This is a genomic window from Leucobacter sp. M11 (assembly GCF_035726885.1).
GTDB lineage: Bacteria > Actinomycetota > Actinomycetes > Actinomycetales > Microbacteriaceae > JAPFRB01.
Map to the genome: position 1 here is coordinate 523,724 of NZ_JAPFRB010000002.1, position 2,704 is coordinate 526,427.

The 2,704-nt window shown below is 70.7% G+C and carries 5 protein-coding genes; 4 read left to right on the forward strand and 1 reads right to left on the reverse strand.

The window, feature by feature from the left end; all coding sequences use genetic code 11:
• Window positions 1–14 precede the first annotated feature (14 nt).
• A complete protein-coding gene (locus OOT08_RS06815; RefSeq protein WP_325092127.1) occupies window positions 15–482 on the forward strand; it encodes a SprT-like domain-containing protein in 468 nt (155 codons plus the stop codon).
• A 22-nt stretch (window positions 483–504) separates the two neighbouring features.
• Here the strand turns inward: OOT08_RS06815 and OOT08_RS06820 are convergent, their stop codons facing one another.
• Window positions 505–1,038: an NUDIX hydrolase family protein gene (locus OOT08_RS06820; protein ID WP_325091847.1), complete on the reverse strand. Its 534-nt coding sequence runs from the start codon at window positions 1,036–1,038 to the stop codon at window positions 505–507.
• Window positions 1,039–1,159: 121 nt separating this feature from the next.
• Here OOT08_RS06820 and OOT08_RS06825 point away from each other — a divergent pair, with 121 nt between their 5' ends.
• The 3 genes from OOT08_RS06825 to OOT08_RS06835 form a co-directional block, all read left to right on the forward strand.
• Window positions 1,160–1,852 carry an alpha/beta hydrolase gene (locus tag OOT08_RS06825; RefSeq protein WP_325091848.1) on the forward strand — a complete coding sequence of 231 codons (693 nt, stop codon included), beginning with the start codon at window positions 1,160–1,162 and terminating at the stop codon, window positions 1,850–1,852.
• Window positions 1,853–1,865: 13 nt separating this feature from the next.
• Entirely contained in the window at window positions 1,866–2,561 is a 696-nt protein-coding gene (locus OOT08_RS06830) for a GntR family transcriptional regulator (RefSeq protein WP_325091849.1), read from the forward strand.
• A 24-nt stretch (window positions 2,562–2,585) separates the two neighbouring features.
• On the forward strand, window positions 2,586–2,704 hold a 119-nt coding region (locus OOT08_RS06835; protein ID WP_325092128.1), incomplete at its 3' end, for a glycosyltransferase.

The window sequence follows — 2,704 nt, forward strand, 5'->3', positions numbered from 1 at the left end:
GTACCCTGAGGGATATGGCAGAACTGAAGGATGTGACCGTGTGGGCAAACGCCCTCATCCGGTTGCACCTGGACCCCGCGGTGTGGTCATTCGGCTTCGACCACGCCAAGCGTCGGGCTGGCCTGTGCAACTTCACCGATCGGCGGATCACCGTGTCTCGCTACCTCGCGGCGAGGTTCAGCGACGACGAGATCCATCAGGTGCTCCTGCACGAGGTGGCGCACGCGATGGCGGGGCCGGCCGCGGGGCACGGGCCCGTGTGGCAGCGCATCGCGGACGGCATCGGCTACGCGGGCGGGCGCCTCCACGACGGCGGCGTCGCCGAGGAGCTCGCGCCCTGGCGCGGGACCTGCCCGGCGGGGCATGAGCATTTCCGCTTTCGACGGCCCACCCGAATGCACTCCTGCGCCAGGTGCAACCGGGGCTTCAGCACGGCACACTTGATCACCTGGCAGCACCGCGACGAGGCGTCGCGGGCCTGAGCCGGTGCCGGGCTGGCCCTCGTCAGCAGCCGAGGGATCCCAGCGCCGCGCGCAGCAGGGTGCCGCGGCCGTTTTCCATCTCCAGCGCCGTGCTCTCGGCGAGGGCTTCGGCGGGCGGCATCCAGGTCACCTCGAGGGCGTCCTGCCGAGGGTCGCAGCTGCCCGTCACCGGCACGACAAAGACCAGGGAGACGGCGTGCTGCCGGTCGTCAACGTAGGCGGAGATCCCCGGCATCGGGAAGTACTCGGCGACCTGGGTGGGCACGGGGGAGGCGGGCAACTGCGGGAAGGCCATCGGTCCGAGGTCCTTCTCGAGGTGCCGGAAGAGTGCCTCTCGAACGGTTTCCCCGTAGAGGACGCGACCGGCGACGAGGGTCCGGGTCATCGCCCCGTCGGGTGTGCCCCGCAGCAGCAGGCCGACCTCGGTGATCTTGCCGAGCCCATCCACGCGCACCGGCACCGCCTCGACGTAGAGGATTGGCAGGCGGCGTCGAGCCGTCGCCAGCTCCTCGTCGCTGAGCCAGGAGGGGTTGTCATCCGAGATGAAGTCACTCATGGGGCCATTGTGCCCGAGCCGGATGATAATTCCCTCCCCCACGCGGGCGTTCGCCCAGGGCGGGCACAGATCGGGTGCCGCAGCCGGGCCCCGTGCGCTCCGATGGCCTAGGCTACGAGCCATGAACGATCTGCGCATTGATCCCGAAACCGTCGTGTGGAGCCTGCCGGAAGCGGAGCGCCTCGATGCGCTGCGTACCCGCCCGCTGCTCGTGCTCATGCACGGCTACGGCTCCTTCGAGGGGGATCTCATCCAGCTCGCCGCCGGCCTGCCCGAGCGCTTCGTCTTCGCTTCCCCCCGGGCGCCCCTGGTTGCCCCGGCGCCCATCGAAAACGGGTTTTCCTGGTTCCCGCTGACCCAGCCCGGCAATCCGAACCCGGCGGATCTGGATCGCTCGGCCGCCGCGGTACTCGCCTGGCTCGACGAGCTCGACGCCGGGGTGCAGGGCGGCCTCGGCGAGATCGCCCTGCTGGGCTTCTCTCAGGGCGGCGCGATGATGACCACCCTGTTCCGGCACCGCCCGGACCGCTTCGCCGCCGGGGTGAACTGCTCCGGCTTCAGCGTGCACCGGGAGCTCCCCGGGGATGCCCGGCTGCTCGAACGACGACCGCCGATCTTCTGGGGTCGCGACACCGCGGACCCGATCATCACGCAGGAGGCGATCGCGCGCACCGCCGAGTGGCTCCCCGCGCACAGCAGTCTCACCGAGCGACTGTACCCGGGCATCGCCCACTCGATCAGCGGCGAGGAGCTCCGCGATATCGCCGCCTTCCTCGCCGAGCACGTGCCGGGCGCCGCAGCGGCCTCCGCCTGAGTACAGTGGTGCTATGGCAGTGACCAAAGCGGCTCCGAGCAAGACCCAGCTCGTGTACGACCACATCATCGAGCGCGTCGTCTCCGGCGACTACGCCTCCGGTCAGCCCTTGCACATCGGCCGCCTGGCCGAGGTGACGCGGGTGAGCCTGATCCCCGTGCGAGAGGCCCTGCGCCGTCTCGAGTCCGACGGCGTCGTGATCGTGGAGCACCACCGGGGCGCACGGGTCGCCGACCTCGACTCCGCGGCCTATCACGACGTGATGCAGACCCAGGCGGTCCTGGAGGCCCTCGCGGTGTCCCTGGCCGCGCCGCACATGACCGCGGAGGATCTGGCCGAGGCCCGGGAGCTGAACGCACAGATGGACGCCGCACACGCGGCGGACGACCCGCACAGCTACCACGAGGCGAGCCTGCTCTTCCACGGCCTGCTCCAGTCCCGCTGCCCCAATGCCTACCTCAGGGAGTCGCTGGACCGGGGTCAGCTGCGCGTGGCCGCCGCCCGCGCCGCGGTCGTTGGCTACAGCACGGAGATCGCCCGCCGCCTCTCCGAGGAGCACCTGCTCTTGCTCGACCGGATCGAGTCCGGCGCCTCCGCCGAGGAGATCGAGCAGCTCATGCGTGCGCACCGGGAGGGCACGCTCGCCCGACACGACACGGGACAGGGTCTCGGCTCCGAGGGCTACGCGCCGCCCCCGAGCGGTAGCTGATTCGTGGCTGAGACGCTCATTGTCATGCCCACCTACGCCGAGCGGGGCTCCCTCGCCGGCGTGGTGGAACGGGTGCGCGCCGCCGTCCCCGAGGCCGACCTGCTCATCATCGACGACAACAGCCCGGACGGCACCGGCGAGCT